Below are 15745 nucleotides of genomic sequence, written 5' to 3'. Positions count from 1 at the left end.
GCGCTCGGTCCCGAAACGCCTTAGCGCGCCTGCGGGCCGCTGGATACGGGTGAGCGGCCCAGCGCGCCTTCCAGATCCGAAACGTCGCGCACGCTGGCGCGTACAGGGACGATGCGCCGCCCCGCCGGTCCCTGGGGCGCGCGGTCCAGCACCTCCAGAAGATCGGCCTTCAAGGCTTCAAGCTTCGACTTGCTCTTGGGTTTCCGGCCGTCCGCGTCGGTGATGTAGAAGCCGTCCACCGCCCGCTCGCCGAAGCTGGCGACATGGGCCGAGCGGGTCGAATAGCCGTGCGCCGAAATCGTCCGCGCCAGGTCCGCCAGCAGACCGGGGCGGTCGGCGCCCGAGACCTCGATCACCACGGCGCTGGTCCCCGTATCGGCGTCGATCCGCACCACCGGGCGCACCTCGAACACGGCGCGGCGGGCGCTGACGCGCGGCGTCTCCAGGGTCGAGGTCCGCGCGCCCTTCAGCACCGCCCGCTCCATCGCCTTGACCAGAATGGCCAGCCGTCGCGGCTCGCGTCGGCCATAGGGCTCGCCCGCCCCGTCCTGAATCTCGAACACGTCCAGCGCCATGCCGTCGTCGGCCGTGGCCAGCCGCGCCCCCACCACATCGGCGCCCGCCATCGACAGCGTCGCCGCCAGATCGGCGAACAGGCCCGGCCGGTCGCGCGCCGCCACGGCCACGCGAGCGGTGGATTCCAGCGGCCCTTCGGCAGGCTGGGCCTCGACCGCCGCCCCTTCGCGTCGCGCCCGTTCGACCAGCGCCGGGTGGTCGGCCAGAGGGTCTTCGCGCGTCACGGCGTCGCCCCGGAACAGAGCCTCGGTCGCCTCGAACAGGGCGCGCATCAGTTGCCCCTTCCAGCCGTTCCACACCCCCGGCCCCACGGCGCGGATATCGGCCACGGTCAGCACCATCAGCATCCGCAGCCGTTCCGGGTCGCCCACCGCTTCGGCGAAGGCGCGCACGGTCGAGGGGTCGGACACGTCGCGCTTTTGGGCGTAGTCGCTCATCAGCAGGTGGTGGCGCACCAGCCAGACGACCAGCTCGATCCGGCGCGGGTCAACGCCCAGCCGCTCGCAGGCCCGGCGCGCGGCGATGGCGCCGTCCTCCAACTGGCCTCGATCGCCGCCCTTGCCCACGTCATGCAGCAGCATGGCCAGCATCAGGGCCTCGATATCGGCGATGCGCGGGATGATGGCGGTCGAGGCCGGGTGGTCCGCCTTCAGTTTGCCACGCGCGATGTCGTTGATGACGCCGACCGCCTGCAGGGTATGCTCATCCACAGTATAGGCGTGGTACATGTTGAACTGGGTCTGGCCGACGATCCGCCCCCACTCGGGCAGGAAACGACCCAGGAAACCCGTCTCATTCATGATCGACAGGACGCGATAGGGCCGCTGACCGTGCGCCAGCACCGTCAGAAAAGCTTCGGCCGCGCGCGGATCGCGGCGCAGGGCGGGCGTCACAAGGGTCAGCGAGCGGATCACGGCCGCGAAGGCGTCGGGGTGCAGATCCAGGTCCAGCCGGTCCGCCTCGACGAACAGCAGCAGCAGGCGCACCGGATCGCGCGCGAAGACATTGGCCCCCGTGACGGTCAGCCGCCCCTCCTCCACCGCCAGACCGTCGAAGGCCAGCTTGATCCGGCGCCGCCGCATCAGCCGCGACAGGCCGCGCGCCAAGCCTTCCGCCTTCTTCTGCTGACGGGCCTCCAACTGGGCCGAGACGGCGCGTGTCAGGGCGCCGACCTCGCGCGCGACCTGGAAATAGCGGCGCATGAAGCGCTCGACCGCCGGTTCGTCGCCCCGCCCGCGCCAGCCCATGCGCCGGGCGATCTCGGGCTGAACGTCGAAGGTCAGCTTCTCCTCGGGCCGCCCCGTGACCAGATGCAGCAGGATGCGCACCCGCCACAGGAAGCCGATGGCCTCGCGGAAGCTGCGCAATTCGCGCGCGGTCAGCAGGCCTTCCAGCGCCGCCTGTCCCCGCTCGCTGTCCGGGGCCAGGGAGCGGGCGATCCAGAATAGGGTGTTGAGGTCGCGAAGCCCGCCCTTGCCGTCCTTGATGTTGGGCTCGACGCGATACCGGACGGCGCCGGTCTTCTGCAGGCGCACATCGCGCTCGGCCATCTTGGCGGCGATGAAGGGGCGAGGGTCGGCGCGGGCGACGGCGGTGCGGAACCGCTTCAGCAGGCTATCGCCCAGGGCCGTATCGCCCGCCAGCACCCGCGCCTCCAACAAGGTCGTGCGCACCGTCATGTCGTCGCGCGCCAGCGTCAGGGTCTCGCCAATGGAACGGAAGGCCGAGCCGACCTTCAGGCCCAGATCCCATAGGACGTAGTGGACGAACTCCACCACCGCTTGCGCACGCGGACTGATCGCCCGCCCCGGCCGCAGGAACAGCAGGTCGAGGTCCGAAAACGGCGCCAATACCCCGCGCCCATAGCCGCCGACAGCCAGCAAGGTCAGCCGCTCGTCCGGAGCCGGATGGACCTGTTCGGTCGCGAACCGCCACAGGGTCGACAGCAGGGCGTCGGCGGCCTCGGCGTAAAGATGTGCGGCCTCGGCTCCGTCGGTGGCGCTCTCGGCCCGACGTGCGGCGCGGGCGCGGTCGGCGTCAAAGCTTTCACGCAGGAGCGCAGTGACGGCGGCGCGCGGGTCCGGCGCCGAGGCGGCCTCAAGAACGGCGGGCGGGAGCGGAGGCGATGCGGTCACGGCGACGACCATAGCACGCCCTTTTCTTCCCGCTCATCCCGGCGGACGCCGGGATCCAGTGAGAGCTTCGCCCTCCATCGGTAAGGCTGGAGCTGCCAATGTCTAAGCGCGCGCCTAAAGCCAAAGGACTGGGTCCCGGCGTCCGCCGGGATGAGCGGGGGTTAGGTCTTCGCCAAACCCTTCAGCCGATACAGCGCCTCCAGCGCCTCGCGCGGGGTCAGTTCGTCAGGGTCGATGGCGGCGACGGCCTCGTCCAGCATGGACTTCATCGGCGGCGGAGGCGGCTCGGCGGCGGCGAACAGGGGCAGGTCGTCCAGACGGGCGGTCGCCGCCTTCTCATTCTCCAGTCGCTCCAGCACCTCGCGGGCGCGGCCGACGACGGCGGTCGGCACACCGGCCAGACGCGCCACCTGCACGCCGTAGGAGCGGTCCGCCGCACCGGGCGCCGCCTCATGCAGGAAGACCAGTTCGCCGTTCCACTCCCTCGCCTTCATCGACAGGTTGCAGACGTGGTCCAGCCGTTCCTCCAGTTGGGCCAGCTCATGATAGTGGGTGGCGAACAGGGTGCGCGCGCGGTTGGTTTCGTGCAGGGCTTCGGCCGTGGCCCAGGCGATGGCCAGGCCGTCGTAGGTGGCGGTGCCGCGCCCGATCTCATCCAGCACGACGAAGCTGCGCCCCGTCGCCTGCGTCAGGATGGCGGCCGTCTCGACCATCTCCATCATGAAGGTGGAGCGGCCGCGCGCCAGATCGTCGCCCGCGCCCACGCGGCTGAACAACCGGTCCACCACGCCCAGCGTCATCGACCGGGCCGGCACGAAGGCCCCGGCCTGAGCCAGCACCACCAAAAGCGCGTTTTGGCGCAGGAAGGTCGACTTACCCGCCATGTTCGGGCCGGTGACGATGGACAGGCGCGAGGCGCCCACGCCGTCGCCCGCCAACTGGCAGTTGTTGGGCGTATAGGGCTGGCCCTGCGCCTTGACCGCCGCCTCGACCACCGGGTGACGGCCCGCCTCGACGGCGAAACTCAAGGAATCGTCGACGCTGGGGCGCACGGCCCCGACCTCTTCGGCCCATTCGGCCAGGGCGGCGTGGGCGTCCAGTTCGGCCAGCGCCTCGGCTACGCCCTGCAGCGGCCCGGCCAGACGCGCCACTTCGCGCCGCCAACCCTCGAAGGTCTCAGCCTCGATGGCGAGGGCGCGGTGCCCCGCCTGGCTGATTTTCGCGTCCAGCTCCGACAGTTCGACGGTGGTGAAACGCACCTGATTGGCCAGGGTCTGGCGGTGAATGAAGGGGCTGTCCGGTCCGGCGCGCAGCAGGGGTTCGGCCGCCTTGGCGCTGGTCTCGAGGAAGTAGCCGAGGACGGCGTTGTGGCGCACCTTGAAGGCGACGCCGCTGTCGGCGACGGCCTTGGCCTCCAGCTCGGCGATGACCTTGCGGCTGTCGTCGCGCAGGGTGCGGGCGGCGTCCAGCTCGGGCTGGTGGCCGGGGTTCACATAGCCGCCGTCGCGCGCCAGATGCGGCGGCTCGTCCATCAGGCCGTCGGTCAGTTCGGCCAGCAGGTGCGACAGGTCGCCCTCAAGCGCCAGCCGGTCGAGGCAGGCCGTCACCCGCGCAGGCGGCCCGGCCAGCGGGTCGTTGGCCGAGGCCGCGAACAGGGCGCTGAGACCTTGCGCCGTCTTCAACCCCGAACGGATGGCCGCCAGATCGCGCGGTCCGCCGCGTCCCAGCGCCAGCCGCGAGGTCGCCCGCGCCACATCGGCCGAGGCGCGTAAAGACTCGCGCAGGTCGCGTCGCAGATCACGCCGCTCCAACAGCCACTCGACCGCGTCCAGCCCGGCGTTGATCGCTGCCGGATCACGCAATGGTCGCGAGATACGCTCGGCCAGCGCCCGCGCCCCGCCCGAGGTCACGGTGCGGTCGATGGCGTGCAGCAGGCTGCCGTCGCGCTCGCCCCGCTGGGTGCGGTCGATCTCGAGGCTGAGACGGGTCGCCGGATCGATGGCCAGGAAGCCGCTCTCGCCCGAGCGGCGCGGCGGGGTCAGGGCGGGGATCTTGCCCGCCTGCGTCGTCTCCAGATAGGCGGCGATCAGGCCCAGGGCCGAAATCTCGGCCTCTTCAAAGGCGCCGAAACCGTCCAGCGCCGAGACGCCGTAAAGCCGCTGGACCCTATCCTTCGCCCCGACCGGCTCGGCCAGGGCCTGGGGCATGGCCTGAACCACCCCGCCCGAGCCGTCCAGCGCGCCCTTCATCGTCTCATCCGAGAACAGGCGGTCGGGGACCAGCACCTCGGACGGACGGAACGCCGCCAGCGCTGCGCCCAGATCGGACAGGTCGCAGGCGACCGAATCCACCACGCCCGCCGACAGTTCGACCACCGCCACGGCGGCCCTTCCTTTACGGATCGCCACCGCCGCCAGACGGTTGGCGCCGCGCGCGTCCAGCAGGGTGTCCTCGGTCAGGGTGCCGGGCGTCACCACCCGCACGATGTCGCGATGGACCACGGCCTTGGAGCCGCGCTTCTTGGCCTCGGCGGGGTCTTCCAGCTGTTCGCAGACGGCGACCTTGAAGCCCTGACGGATCAGCCGCGCCAGGTAGCCGTCCATGGCGTGGACCGGCACCCCGGCCATGGGGATGTCCTCCCCCTGATGTTTGCCGCGTTTGGTCAGGGCGATGCCCAGCGCCGCCGCCGCCTTCTGGGCGTCCTCGAAGAACAGCTCGTAAAAGTCGCCCATGCGGAAGAACAGCATGGCTTCCGGCTGGGTGGCCTTGACCGACAGATACTGCGCCATGACCGGCGTGGTTCCGGTGTCGGGCTTGGCGTCCGGCTTGAGTTCGGTTTTCGGGGGATGGGAAAGCGGCGCGTTCATATGGCGCGCAGGGTGGCGGATCAGGGCGGCCGCCTCAAGCGCGGGCGGCGCCCCTCATGCACAGGCGCAAGGCGACCTGTGGACAGCTCTGTGGATCAGGCCGCGCTGACCAGGCGCAGACGCGGGCGCGAGGCCAGGGCGGCGGGCGTCTCGTCCAACGCCAGGGCGTCCCAGTCGATGTCGGGGCGCGGGGCGTGGGAGGCGGCGATGATGGCCCGCAGCTCGGCTGATGACGCCACGCTGGCGACGACCGAGGCCACGCCGGGCAGGGTCAGGGCGTAGGCCAGCGCCGCCTGCATCGGATCGACGCGCGCCTCGGCCAGACGGCGGCGCGTGCGCGACAGGGCCATGCCGTGGGCGGCCAGTTCGGGCGGCAGGCTGTCGCGGTTGGCGAACAGCAGGCCCTGGGCGAAGACCGAAGCCAGATGCACCTCGACGCCCTGGCTCGCCAGCTCGGCGATGACGCCGCACCGCGCCGCGCGCTGGTCCAGGATGTTGCAGGTCAGTTGCACCACTTCCGGTTGGAAGCGACGGGCCAACAGGGCGGGGCCGTCCTCGACCGTGGCGATGAAGCCGACCTTGCGGAAGACGCCGCGCGCCTTCAGCGCCTGAAGGCGGTCCCACAGCGCGCGACCTTCGGCGCCCGCCAGATCGGCGGCGTTCTGCACCAGGACGGCGTCGCCGCGCGGCAGGCCCATCCGCTCCAGCGAGCGGCGGGCGCGGGCCTCGACCCGGTCCAGTCCGTCGGCCAGCGGCACGGTGCGGACGGTGACGCGGAAGGGCGAAGGGAAGGGCCAGGCCTGACCCAGCATCCGTTCGACGTCGCCCTCTGGCCGGGTGGCGACCAGGCCGATCCCGGCGTCGCCCGCGGTCTGCAGCAGGTGGCGCGTCGCCTCCTCCCGCTGGCCGGGCGGCAGCGGGCGGGACCGATCAGGCTCGACCACCAGTGCGATGGCGAGTTTGTCGGCCGGAGAGGGCGGAACGGCGAATCTCACACCGCCACTTTCGCCGTCAAAGCTTAAGGGAGATTGACCGAAATCAAGGTCGTTGGTGAATGAAGACGCTTAATCCGCGTCCGGCTGGTTTTCCGGTTGGGCGGCGATGAAGGCCGGGTGGACCTCGGCCCGCGCCTCGATCTCCAGCAGGCGCGGAAAGGCCGCCAGATCGACGTTGAACCGCCGCGCCGAATAGAGCTGCGGCATCAGGTAGCAGTCCGCCAGGGTCGGCGTCGCGCCGAAGCACCAGCCCTCGCCGTGACGCACGACCAACGCCTCCAGCGCCGTAAAGCCGTCGATGATCCATTGACCGGCCCAGGCGTCCACGCCCGCCTGATCGGCGCCCAGACCGCGCACGGCCTTCAGCACCCGCAGATTGTTGAGCGGATGGATGTCGCAGCCGATCACCGCCGCCATGGCCCGCACCTGCGCCCGGCCCGCCGCATCACGCGGCAGCAGGGGCGGCTCGGGATGGGTCTCCTCCAGCCACTCCAGAATGGCCGGGCTCTGGGTCAGCACCAGGCCGTCGTCCGTCTCCAGCGCCGGGACCAGGCCTTGCGGATTGAGCCGGAGGTAGGCGTCGGACTTCTGCGCGCCCGTGCGCAGATCCAGCGCCGCCTGTTGATACTCCAACCCCTTCAGATTGAGGGCGATGCGGGTGCGATAGCTGGTGCCCGAGCGCCAGTAGCCGTGCAGGATCATGATTTCACCGTGAAGTTGAGCGGGGGCAGGCCGCTGATGATCGCCTCGACCCGATCGCCGCGCTGGATGGGGCCGACCCCTTCGGGCGTGCCGGTGAAGATCAGGTCGCCGGGTTGCAGCGCCCACAGTTCGGACGCCTTGGACAGGACGCCGTCCACGTTCCAGATCATATCGGACAGGCGGCTGGACTGACGGACCTCGCCGTTGACCTTCAGTTCAATGACCGCGTCAGGCGCGGGCGGCCTCAAGCTCAACGCGCCGCAGGGCGCCGACTGATCGAAGGCCTTGCCCGCCTCCCACGGCCGCCCCTTGGCCTTCGCCTCGGTCTGAAGATCGCGCCGCGTCAGATCGACGCCGACCGCCCAGCCGACCGGCCGGGCGTCCGCGCCCAGGGCCACGACCAGCTCGACTTCATAATGCAGGTTCTGCGTCGCCGACGGATAGGTCGGATCAGCCCCATCCACGGCCAGGGCGTCGCCCGGCTTGGCGAAGAAGAAGGGCGCGGGCTTGTCGGGATCGGCCCCCATTTCGCGGGCGTGGGCGGCGTAGTTCTGACCCACGCACAGGATGCGCCGCACGGGCAGGCGGCGCGCCTCCCCCTCAATCGGCAGGGACGGCGTCGGCGCGGGCGGGAACAACCACTGGGTCATGAGACCTGTTCTAGAAGCGCGGCGCGCGTCGCGCCAGATGGCCTCCGCCGCGACCGTCGCCCATGCTGCATTGCAGGAACCTTGATCGTCGGTGTGGCGTTCCGGGCAGGGCTTCTCTATTTAATCGTCAAGCTTACACAAGGAGCGGAGCGCGCATCATGGCCACGTCCAAGGCTCGTGAAGACATCAAGAACGACCTCAAGACCCTCAAGGAGGACCTCAAGACGGGCGCCCGCGAGGAAACCCAGCGTCTGAAGGAAAAGGCCTCAGAGGCCGAAGCCCGCCTGCGCGAGCAGGGCGAGGAGCTGCGCGAAAAAGCGCGCGGCTATTATGACGACGCCAAGGTGCGCGGCCGCGAATATTACGACGACGCCGCCGAGAAGTTCGACGAAGCCCAGCGCTATGTCGTCGAGCGCGTGCAGGAGCGTCCGATCCAGTCGACCGCCATCGCCCTGGGCGTCGGCGTCGTCCTGGGCCTGCTGCTGGCCGGGCGTCGGCGCTGATGATCGGGCGGGGGCTCATCAACCGCGCGGTGGCGACCTTCGTCGCCGCCGGCGCGGCCTTCGTGGCCATGGTCGCCCTGGGGGCCACGGTCTATTATCTGCTGCTGCTGGTCGTGCCGCCTCTCATCGGCGCCGCCCTGACCGCCCTGCTGTTCGCCCTGATCGCGGCCATCGTCGCCCTGGTGTTCGTGCGACGGGCGCATGGTGATGACGAGGACGAAGAATACGACGAGCCCGAGGGCCTGGGCGTACGGGCCTTCCGGCTGTTCCAGCAGCGCCCGATCCTGGGCGCCGCGGCGGCTCTGGCGGGCGGCTTCATCTTCCTGCGCAACCCGGCGCTGGCCACCATGGTGGCGGCGGCCTTCACCGAGAAGAGCCGCAGCACAAGCCGCACAGGGCGTCGTCGTTAAAGGGAACAGCCAAATCTCCGAGGCGTTGTTTCAGGCAAGCGGCGCTATCGACGGGAGAGGTCGAAAGCTCGCTCCCGTCAACACTTCTCGGAGGGTTCGCCTATGCTTCGCTGGGCTATTATTTTCTTCATCATCGCCTTAGTCGCGGCTGTTCTCGGCTTCGGCGGCATCTCGGGCATGTCGTTCGAGATCGCCAAATTCATCGCCATCATCGCCGTTATCCTGTTCGTCGTCTCCCTGCTGGTCGGCGGCCTGAGGGGGCGCGGCGGACCACGCATCTAGCCGAACGGCCAGACATTGAAATCAGGGCCGCGACGATATCGTCGCGGCCCTTTTTCATGATTGAAACCGTCAGGCGCGGCGGCGCGGAAGCCGCCAGGTCTGGTGATCCGCGAAACCCCGACCGTCCCAGGCCACGGCTGAGACGGTCACCGTCTCGGCGTCCCATTCGATGCGGTTGAAGCTGGGCGGCGCCCCGCGCTCACGATGCGACAGCGTCCCGCAGCCGACCGCGTAGGAGCAGCGATCCCCAACCCCGATCGGCAGGGCGAAAGGCACATGGACGTGGCCGGTGACGATCAGATCAACGCCCGCCTCGGCGAAGATGAGGGCGGCCCGTTCGCCGCGCTTGACCTCGCCGGTCATGGGGGCGCCGATCATCTCGATGAGCGGATGATGACAGGCCAGCACGCGCAAGGCCCCGGCCGGCGCCTGACGCAGGGCCTCGGCCGCGCGGCGCGTCTGATCCAGATCGATGACGCCCTTCGACCAGTTGGGCCGAGCCTGCCAGCCGCGCGCCGTCGTCACGCCCCGCACCATCAGCCGGTCCGTGCGGAACTCATGGTCATGGGCCGGATGGCCGGTCGCCCGCTCGAACGCCCGCCAGGGCCAGAACAGCCGCGCCATCACATCCCAATAGGGCACGTCATGATTGCCGACGGTGACGAAGACCGGCTCGGGCAGAGCGCGGATCCAGTCGCCCGCCGCCGCAAACTCGCGCGGATAGCCCCTCTGGGTGATGTCGCCGGTGATCAGGATCAGGTCAGCCCCGGCGGCGTGGGCGTAGTCGGCCGCCGCCGCCACCGCATGTTCATGCTCGCATCCGAAATGAACGTCCGAGAACTGGAGGACCAGACCCACTAGACGCTGTCCTCGCCCGCCGGAGGCTTGGGCGCCAGGGCCATGAAGGCGCGCGGCACGAACTTCACCGCCGTTGCGCGGCCCAGCAGCATCGGCTCGCCGTCGATCACGGCGGGAATGCGCGAACGGGCCTCCACCTCGATCTTGCGCGCGCCGCGGGTGGTGACGGTCGGATCCTGGCGCCAGTCGTCGAACAGGGCGTGGGCGGCCAGACGGAAGGCCTGGGCCGCATCGGCGGTGTTCATGGCCGCCGCCTCCAACCCGTCGCACTTGACCATGGCCTTGGAGATCAGCGGGCTGATCAGCACCAGAGCCTCGGCCTTTTCCCGCTCGCCGCCGTCCAGCGCATAGCGCACCCGGCCCGAGAAGGCCTTTTTCAGCGCCCGGCGGCCATAGGTCCAGGCCATCTTCAGCTTGCCTTCGCGAATGGCCTCGCGCGCCGGGGCCCACAGGGCGGGCGAGCCCAGGATGGCGGCGCAATAGAAGGCCTCGCCCTCGACCTCGCCGCCGGACACGCACTGGGGCGCGCCCTCCTCAAGCGCCAGCCGAAGCGCCGCCTTCCAGTCCGCCGTGCCGTACAGGGCCTTGGGCAGCATGTTCATGGTGCCGCCGGGCAAGGGAGCGATCAGCGGCCCTTCCGGCCCGGCGCGAGCAGCGACCGCGCGCGCCGTCCCGTCGCCCGCCAGGATGAACAGGGCGTCCGGCCGCGCCGCCAGAGCCTCGCCGATCTGATCCGGGATGCGCGCCCCCTCCAGCACCACCACCTCGGCCTGCAGCGGATAGACGGCCAGCAGGGCGGCGGCTTCGTCGGCCGCCTGTGGGCCGACGCCGCCCGACAAGGGGTTGACCAGGATGATGACCCGCTCCAGTCGGACCTCGCCGGTCAGGGGGCGAAGCTCCTCGGCGGCGTCATGCGACGAAGGGGCGGCGGCCAGGGCGCTCAGGAAATTCGGGGCGTCGATCATGGGCGGCGAACGCCTGCGCGACCGGCCAGTTCCGCCCCTGCGACAACCGGCGAAAAATAAAGTGAAGCTTGCGGCGTTTTGCCTCGGAACCGCCCCGTTCCGACTGCGTTATCGAAGCTTCAGGGGTGCCCCCTAAGGGATGAAGGACAGAACCATGAACAAGGCGATTCTCGCCATCGCCGGCGCCGGTCTTCTGGTGACCGCCTGCGCCAGCGACCCGTATTACGGCGGCGGCGCCGGCTCGAGCCAGGCCGTCCGTCAGGGCGCCGTCGGCGCGGGTCTGGGCGCCGTGGCCGGCGCGATCATCGGCAACAACGTCGGCGGCGGCAACGCAGCCACGGGCGCCGCCATCGGCGCGCTGGCAGGCGGCGCGGCCGGGGCCATCCGCGGCTCGAACCAGGACCGCAACAACCAGCAGCGCTACCGCGACAACCAAGGTCGCTACTACTACTGCTACGACAACCGTCAGAGCGAGTGCTACTGGGAGAACGGCCAACGCCGTTATTGATCTAGGCTTCTAGCCTCTGGCGCCCGAAGCGTTTTCGGGACAATCTGAAAGGGCGATCCGCATGGCGCGGGTCGCCCTTTTTGCTGGAGGGCGCGCACGCCGCACGGCGCGCGCGAGGGGCCTGACATGAAGCTTGTTTCCGTCGTCGTTCTGCTGACCGCCGGCCTGGTCGTGGCCGGGTGCGCCGCCACGAGCGGATATAAGAAGCGCAGCGATCTGGTCAGCGACCCGTCCGCCTGCGCCGACAAGCGGTTCGAGGTCTATTTCGTGCCCGACCGCGCCACCCTGACCGACGCCGCGCGCCAGGCCATCGGCATGACCGCGACCCAGCTTCAGGGCTGCCAGATCAAGCACGTCAAGGTGACGGGCCTGGCCGACGCCCGCAGCGGCACGGCCGCCGCCAACCAGTCCATTTCCGAGCAGCGCGCCCGCGCCGTGGCCGAGGCCCTGGCCGGCGCCGGCCTGCCCGCTCCGGCCTTCGACATCGAAGCCGCCGGCGCCCAAGGCGCCGTGGTCGGCGGCGTCAACGATCCCCTGCGGCGCCGCACCGAGGTGCTGATCGAGGTCGTCGCCCCGCGCTGACGGCCCCAGGCGGCTGAACTGCGGCCCGCCGTCGCGGGCCGTGGATAGGCGAGGCTTGAGGGTCTAAAGTCGCGCCTTTCCCTGACCCTGTACCCGGCGTCGCCCTTGCGCATCCTGCTTCTTCTACTGACCTGGTTCGCCCTCGCCCTTCCGGCGACGGCGTTCGCCTCTGCGCCCTCGACCGAGGCCGCCCTGCGCGAGGCTCTGGCCGCCGGAGCCGCCCCCGCCGCCAAGGGCGCCGCCGCGCCGGGCCCCCAACGCACCGAACGCATCGAGGCCGAACTGGTCGCCATGGGCGCCTGGGCCACGCCCGGCTCCACCGCCGTCGTCGCCATCCGCCAGAAGATCCAGCCCGGCTGGCACACCTATTGGCGCAACCAGGGCGACTCCGGCGGCCCGACGACCCTGACCTGGTCCTTGCCGGGCGACGTAACGCCCGGCGACATCCTGTGGCCCCTGCCCGAGCGTCAACGGCTGCAAAGCCTGATGAACTACGGCTATTCGGACACGGTCTTCCTGCCCGTGCCGATCGAGATTCCGGCCGACGCGCCGCCGGGGCGCAGCCTGCCCCTGCGCGTCACCGCCCACTTCTACGTCTGCAGCGACGAGATGTGCGTGCCCGAAGACCTCGATCTGGCGCTGGACCTGCCTGTGCGCGACGGCGCCGCGCCGCTGGACGCCCGCTTCGGCCAGGCGGTGCAGGCGGTGGTCGCCGGCGCCCCCCGTCCCGCCGGGATCGACGCCCGCGCCGCCCTCGTTGACGGCAAGCTGACCCTGACGGCCAGCGGCGGACCGTTGGCCGGGGCCGCGCCGAAATGGGCCTATTTCTATCCGTTCGAGGGCGGGGTGATCGACCACGCCGCCGCCCAGTCGGGCGAGCGCGGCCCGCAGGGGCTGACCGTAAGCGCCGCCGCCGGACGCGGCCTGACGACCAAGGGGCTGCTGGGACCGATCAGCGGCGTCCTGTCCACCGATCTGGGCGCCTGGGAGATCATCGCCGAACCGGGCGCGGCTCTGACCGGGGTCGCGGGCGAGGGCGCGATCGGCGACGGCGAGGGTGCTCAGACCACGGCCGCCGCCACTGGGCTGTCCGACTTCGCCAAGGCGGCGCTGTTCGCCCTGCTGGGCGGGCTGATCCTGAACCTGATGCCCTGCGTCTTCCCCATCCTGGCGATGAAGGCCGCTTCGCTCAGCCGCGCCGCCCATGAACCGGCCGAGGCGCGCCGCGACGGCCTGGCCTTCCTGGCCGGAGTGCTGGCGACCTTCCTGCTGCTGGCGGGCGCGCTTCTGGCCCTGCGCGCAGGCGGTCAGATTCTGGGCTGGGGCTTCCAGCTGCAGTCGCCGGGCGTGGTCGCCGCCCTGGCCCTGCTGATGCTGGCGGTGGCGCTGAACCTGTCGGGCGTCTTCCATGTCGGCGCAGGCCTGCAAGGCGCCGGACACGGTCCGCTGTCGCGTCTGCCCGGCGCGGCGGGCGCCTTCTTCACCGGGGTGCTGGCGGTGATCGTCGCCGCGCCCTGCACCGCTCCCTTCATGGCCTTTGCACTGGGCGCCGCCCTGTTCATGCCCTGGCCGATGGCCCTGGCGGTCTTCCTGATGCTGGGGTTGGGCCTGGCCCTGCCCTATGTGCTGATCAGCCTCAATCCGCGCCTGCTGGCCCGCCTGCCCAAGCCCGGCCCGTGGATGGAGAGCTTACGCAATCTGCTGGCCTTCCCCATGTACGGCGCCGCCCTGTGGCTGGCCTGGGTCTATGGTCGCCAGACCGCCGACGCCCTGGCGCTGTTGTTCGGGGCCGGGCTGATGTTGGCCCTGGCGCTGTGGCTCTACGGTCGGTCTCAGGCCGCCGCGCCCGGAAAAGGCCGGGTCGCGGGCGCCGCCGCCCTGCTGGCCCTGATCGCGGCGCTGGGCTTCGGCGTCCTGGCGGGGCGCGCCGCGCCCGCCGCCTCGAACGGCGCTGGCGCTTCGACCCATTTGCCGTCCCAGCCCTGGTCCGAACAGGCGGTGAAGGCCGCCCTGGCCGAGGGACGTCCGGTCCTGGTCAACTTCACCGCCGACTGGTGCGTGACCTGCAAGGTGAACGAAAGCACGGCCCTGTCGTCGGCTCGCACGGCTGAGGCGCTGGAACAGGCGAACGCCGTCTATCTGGTCGGCGACTGGACGCGACGCGACGACGCCATCACCGCCGAACTGCAACGCCACGGCCGCTCGGGCGTGCCCCTCTACCTCGTCTATACGCCCGGCCAGTCCCAACCGCGCATCCTGCCTCAACTCTTGACCGAAGGCGTCGTCATCGGCGCCCTGAAGGACGCCGCCGCCCGCTGATCCATCACCCCAAGGAGACCGCCATGTTCCGCCTGTTGACCGCCGCCTCCGCCTCGCTTCTGCTGCTCGCCGCCTGCCAGCAACAACCCGCCGCATCGCCCGAACGGTCCGAAACCGCCGCCGTCGCGCCCGAAGCGACCGAAGCGCCCGCCCCCGGCGAAACCGCCCCGGCCTTCACCCTGGTCGACGCCGAGGGACAGCAGCGATCCCTGGCCGATTTCCGCGGCAAGACGGTCGTGCTGGAGTGGACCAACGAAGGCTGTCCCTTCGTGAAGAAGCACTACACCGGCGCCATGCAGGCCCTGCAGCGCGAGGCGACCGCCGACGGCGTGGTCTGGCTGACCATCATCTCCTCAGCGCCGGGAACCCAAGGCTTTGTCGAGGGCGACGAGGCGCAAGCCTGGAAGGCCAAGCACCAGGCCGCCTTCACCCACCTGCTGCTCGACCCGACCGGCGAGGTCGGCAAGCGCTACGACGCCAAGACCACGCCCGACATGCGCATCATAGATCCGGAGGGGCGGCTGATCTTCGTCGGCGGCATCGACGACCGGCCGACCAACAAGGTGGAAGACCTGGACGGGGCCAACAACTTCGTTCGCGCCGCCCTGGCCGACGCCAAGGCCGGCCGCGCGGTGCAGACCGCCTATGCCGCGCCCTACGGCTGCGCCATCAAATACCCCGAGACCGTCGAGGGCTGAGGACGGCCTTTCCGGCCGCCCTGCAGTCGGGCCTCAAGTCGCACGAAGCGCGGCAGGCCCCAGCAACCAAGCCTCAAGTCGAGGCTAGGCCTCGGGTTGCGGCGGCGAGGTGATGACCTCGACGTTGTCGTTCAACAGATAGGACAGCTCGTCGAGGGCCAGCTTGCGTGCGGCCGTGTCGGAGGCGCTTTCCAGCGCTGCGACCTTGACCGGAATGTCCTCCGAAATGCCGCGCAGGATGCACTTCAGATCGTTGTCCGTGCCGCGTTCCTTGAGGATCAGATGGCCCTGCATGTCGCGCTGGGCCAGATCCGTCGCCTGGGTCTTGAACGCCGCATAGGCCGCGCCGGAGAAGAAGCCGGCCTTGTCCGCCTCGCCCGAAGTCATCCAGCCGTCGACGATCGTCTTCAGGGCGCCCGAGCGGGCCACCAGATCGGCGAACAGGGGCTCCTGGGCCACAGAGACCGGAGCGGCGGGCGCGACCGGCGGCAAGGCGGCGGCTTCGGCGACGGCGGGATCAGCCAGCATCAGGGCGACAGCGAGCGCTATTCCGCAGGACATGGCGTGCCTTTCACAGGGGACCGGAACGGCGGACTTCCACCAGGAAATCCTTGTTGACCCAGTCTTGGATTGAACTCTTCACGGCCTGAGCCGTAAACCAGAGCTTGCAAGCGCCGGGCCAAAAGCCGGGACCG

Annotated in this window: 15 protein-coding genes; 7 read left to right on the top strand and 8 right to left on the bottom strand. The window is 70.3% G+C overall.

Translation table 11 applies throughout. The annotated features are described in order from the left end of the window. Positions 1–20 precede the first annotated feature (20 nt). From glnD to AC3IPP_RS17035, 5 genes are all read right to left on the bottom strand, one after another. Complete coding sequence (gene glnD / locus AC3IPP_RS17055; RefSeq protein ID WP_489177424.1) at positions 21–2723, bottom strand: [protein-PII] uridylyltransferase; 2703 nt, start codon at positions 2721–2723, stop codon at positions 21–23. Between the two features lie 149 nt (positions 2724–2872). Next, on the bottom strand, positions 2873–5578 hold the full coding sequence (gene mutS, locus AC3IPP_RS17050; RefSeq protein WP_489149800.1) for a DNA mismatch repair protein MutS: 2706 nt from the start codon (positions 5576–5578) through the stop codon (positions 2873–2875). A 95-nt stretch (positions 5579–5673) separates the two neighbouring features. Continuing rightward, positions 5674–6573: an aldo/keto reductase gene (locus AC3IPP_RS17045; RefSeq protein ID WP_489149799.1), complete on the bottom strand. Its 900-nt coding sequence runs from the start codon at positions 6571–6573 to the stop codon at positions 5674–5676. A gap of 69 nt (positions 6574–6642) precedes the next feature. Then, on the bottom strand, positions 6643–7275 hold the full coding sequence (gene maiA / locus AC3IPP_RS17040) for a maleylacetoacetate isomerase (protein ID WP_489149798.1): 633 nt from the start codon (positions 7273–7275) through the stop codon (positions 6643–6645). Further along, complete coding sequence (locus AC3IPP_RS17035) at positions 7272–7925, bottom strand: fumarylacetoacetate hydrolase family protein (protein WP_489149797.1); 654 nt, start codon at positions 7923–7925, stop codon at positions 7272–7274. Before AC3IPP_RS17035 ends, maiA begins: the two co-directional genes overlap by 4 nt. A 158-nt stretch (positions 7926–8083) precedes the next feature. Here AC3IPP_RS17035 and AC3IPP_RS17030 point away from each other — a divergent pair, with 158 nt between their 5' ends. The 3 genes from AC3IPP_RS17030 to AC3IPP_RS17020 all read left to right on the top strand — a co-directional run bounded on the left by AC3IPP_RS17030 (position 8084) and on the right by AC3IPP_RS17020 (position 9120). Continuing rightward, the gene (locus AC3IPP_RS17030; protein ID WP_087141844.1) at positions 8084–8428 is read left to right on the top strand and encodes a glycine zipper domain-containing protein; all 345 of its coding nucleotides are present in this window, start codon (positions 8084–8086) and stop codon (positions 8426–8428) included. Next, the gene (locus AC3IPP_RS17025) at positions 8428–8838 is read left to right on the top strand and encodes a hypothetical protein (protein WP_087141845.1); all 411 of its coding nucleotides are present in this window, start codon (positions 8428–8430) and stop codon (positions 8836–8838) included. The genes AC3IPP_RS17030 and AC3IPP_RS17025 overlap by 1 nt, the downstream gene beginning before the upstream one ends. Positions 8839–8940: 102 nt before the next feature. Next, positions 8941–9120 (top strand): DUF1328 domain-containing protein, encoded by a 180-nt coding sequence (locus AC3IPP_RS17020; protein WP_003166483.1) that lies wholly within the window; start codon positions 8941–8943, stop codon positions 9118–9120. Positions 9121–9189: 69 nt separating this feature from the next. Here the strand turns inward: AC3IPP_RS17020 and AC3IPP_RS17015 are convergent, their stop codons facing one another. Together AC3IPP_RS17015 and AC3IPP_RS17010 are read right to left on the bottom strand one after the other, a co-directional pair. Continuing rightward, positions 9190–9978, bottom strand: coding sequence for a metallophosphoesterase family protein (locus tag AC3IPP_RS17015; RefSeq protein ID WP_489149796.1), 789 nt, complete (start codon positions 9976–9978; stop codon positions 9190–9192). Continuing rightward, positions 9978–10943: a diacylglycerol/lipid kinase family protein gene (locus AC3IPP_RS17010; protein WP_087141847.1), complete on the bottom strand. Its 966-nt coding sequence runs from the start codon at positions 10941–10943 to the stop codon at positions 9978–9980. The genes AC3IPP_RS17015 and AC3IPP_RS17010 overlap by 1 nt, the downstream gene beginning before the upstream one ends. A 154-nt stretch (positions 10944–11097) precedes the next feature. Between AC3IPP_RS17010 and AC3IPP_RS17005 the strand changes: the two genes are divergently transcribed. From AC3IPP_RS17005 to AC3IPP_RS16990, 4 genes are all read left to right on the top strand, one after another. Further along, the gene (locus tag AC3IPP_RS17005; protein ID WP_087141870.1) at positions 11098–11451 is read left to right on the top strand and encodes a YMGG-like glycine zipper-containing protein; all 354 of its coding nucleotides are present in this window, start codon (positions 11098–11100) and stop codon (positions 11449–11451) included. A gap of 126 nt (positions 11452–11577) precedes the next feature. Then, entirely contained in the window at positions 11578–12033 is a 456-nt protein-coding gene (locus AC3IPP_RS17000; RefSeq protein WP_087141848.1) for an OmpA family protein, read from the top strand. Positions 12034–12138: 105 nt separating this feature from the next. Next, complete coding sequence (locus tag AC3IPP_RS16995; protein WP_489149795.1) at positions 12139–14352, top strand: protein-disulfide reductase DsbD family protein; 2214 nt, start codon at positions 12139–12141, stop codon at positions 14350–14352. A 23-nt stretch (positions 14353–14375) separates the two neighbouring features. Further along, entirely contained in the window at positions 14376–15050 is a 675-nt protein-coding gene (locus AC3IPP_RS16990) for a thioredoxin family protein (RefSeq protein ID WP_087141849.1), read from the top strand. An 84-nt stretch (positions 15051–15134) separates the two neighbouring features. Here AC3IPP_RS16990 and AC3IPP_RS16985 read toward each other — a convergent pair whose 3' ends face one another. Next, positions 15135–15611: a hypothetical protein gene (locus AC3IPP_RS16985; RefSeq protein WP_087141850.1), complete on the bottom strand. Its 477-nt coding sequence runs from the start codon at positions 15609–15611 to the stop codon at positions 15135–15137. Positions 15612–15745 lie beyond the last annotated feature (134 nt).

Source organism: Brevundimonas sp. KH_060 (assembly GCF_057838275.1).
This window is presented reverse-complemented; position numbering and strand designations above follow the sequence as displayed.

Excerpts from the sequence above, each read along its gene's own strand:
- glnD (WP_489177424.1), bottom strand. The coding sequence starts at position 2,723 with ATGGTCGTCGCCGTGACCGCATCGCCTCCGCTCCCGCCCGCCGTTCTT.
- mutS (WP_489149800.1), bottom strand. The coding sequence starts at position 5,578 with ATGAACGCGCCGCTTTCCCATCCCCCGAAAACCGAACTCAAGCCGGAC.
- maiA (WP_489149798.1), bottom strand. The coding sequence starts at position 7,275 with ATGATCCTGCACGGCTACTGGCGCTCGGGCACCAGCTATCGCACCCGC.
- AC3IPP_RS17035 (WP_489149797.1), bottom strand. The coding sequence starts at position 7,925 with ATGACCCAGTGGTTGTTCCCGCCCGCGCCGACGCCGTCCCTGCCGATT.
- AC3IPP_RS17030 (WP_087141844.1), top strand. The coding sequence starts at position 8,084 with ATGGCCACGTCCAAGGCTCGTGAAGACATCAAGAACGACCTCAAGACC.
- AC3IPP_RS17025 (WP_087141845.1), top strand. The coding sequence starts at position 8,428 with ATGATCGGGCGGGGGCTCATCAACCGCGCGGTGGCGACCTTCGTCGCC.
- AC3IPP_RS17020 (WP_003166483.1), top strand. The coding sequence starts at position 8,941 with ATGCTTCGCTGGGCTATTATTTTCTTCATCATCGCCTTAGTCGCGGCT.
- AC3IPP_RS17010 (WP_087141847.1), bottom strand. The coding sequence starts at position 10,943 with ATGATCGACGCCCCGAATTTCCTGAGCGCCCTGGCCGCCGCCCCTTCG.
- AC3IPP_RS17005 (WP_087141870.1), top strand. The coding sequence starts at position 11,098 with ATGAACAAGGCGATTCTCGCCATCGCCGGCGCCGGTCTTCTGGTGACC.
- AC3IPP_RS17000 (WP_087141848.1), top strand. The coding sequence starts at position 11,578 with ATGAAGCTTGTTTCCGTCGTCGTTCTGCTGACCGCCGGCCTGGTCGTG.
- AC3IPP_RS16990 (WP_087141849.1), top strand. The coding sequence starts at position 14,376 with ATGTTCCGCCTGTTGACCGCCGCCTCCGCCTCGCTTCTGCTGCTCGCC.
- AC3IPP_RS16985 (WP_087141850.1), bottom strand. The coding sequence starts at position 15,611 with ATGTCCTGCGGAATAGCGCTCGCTGTCGCCCTGATGCTGGCTGATCCC.